Source organism: Stenotrophomonas sp. GbtcB23 (assembly GCF_019091045.1).
In the GTDB taxonomy this organism is placed as follows: domain Bacteria; phylum Pseudomonadota; class Gammaproteobacteria; order Xanthomonadales; family Xanthomonadaceae; genus Stenotrophomonas; species Stenotrophomonas rhizophila_A.
On record NZ_JAGXKC010000158.1, the window covers coordinates 1 to 644 of the forward strand.

Annotated in this window: 1 protein-coding gene; it reads left to right on the top strand. The window is 61.6% G+C overall.

Annotation, left to right across the window (positions count from 1 at the left end):
* A partial coding sequence (locus KVS69_RS18580; RefSeq protein WP_217539457.1) for a low temperature requirement protein A occupies positions 1-564 on the top strand: 564 nt, incomplete at its 5' end.
* Positions 565-644 lie beyond the last annotated feature (80 nt).

Genomic DNA, 644 nt, shown 5'->3' on the forward strand with positions numbered 1-644 from the left:
GTCATCGTCGCGCTTGGCGAAACGCTTCTCGCGACCGGTGCAACGCTGGCCAATGCCGAGACATGGGACACGGCTATCCTGTCGGCGCTGCTGGCGACGTTTCTCGGCACGCTTGCCATGTGGTGGCTGTATTTCGGGACGTCGAGCAAGGATGCGACCGACACGATCACCCATTCCGACGATCCGGGCCGGATCGGGGCTTATTTCCATTATGTCCACGCCATTCTGGTCGCGGGCATCATCGCGACGGCGGTGGGCAACGATCTGGTGCTGGCGCATCCGCATGATCCGCTGAAAACGGCTTATGCGCTAGCTCTCTCCGCCGGTCCGGCGATTTATTTGCTCGGCAGCGCTGTCTACAAGAAGGTCGTCTATGGCGTCGTGCCCGCGTCCCATGTCGTGGGAGTGGTAGCGCTTGTGCTTCTGGTCCCGGTTGCGTTCTCCGTCGATCTTCTGGCCATGGGCTGGCTGACGACGGCCGTCATGCTCGCCATCGGTTTCTGGGAGAGGCGGATGCTGCGCAAGCGGCGCCTGGTCGACGCCATCCACCCATCGGCGCATTGAAGGGCAGCGCTATGAGTTGGCGGCAAACTGGCAAACCCTTTCTTCCACTACCAAGTAAGCCAAGACGCAGCCAGATCGAC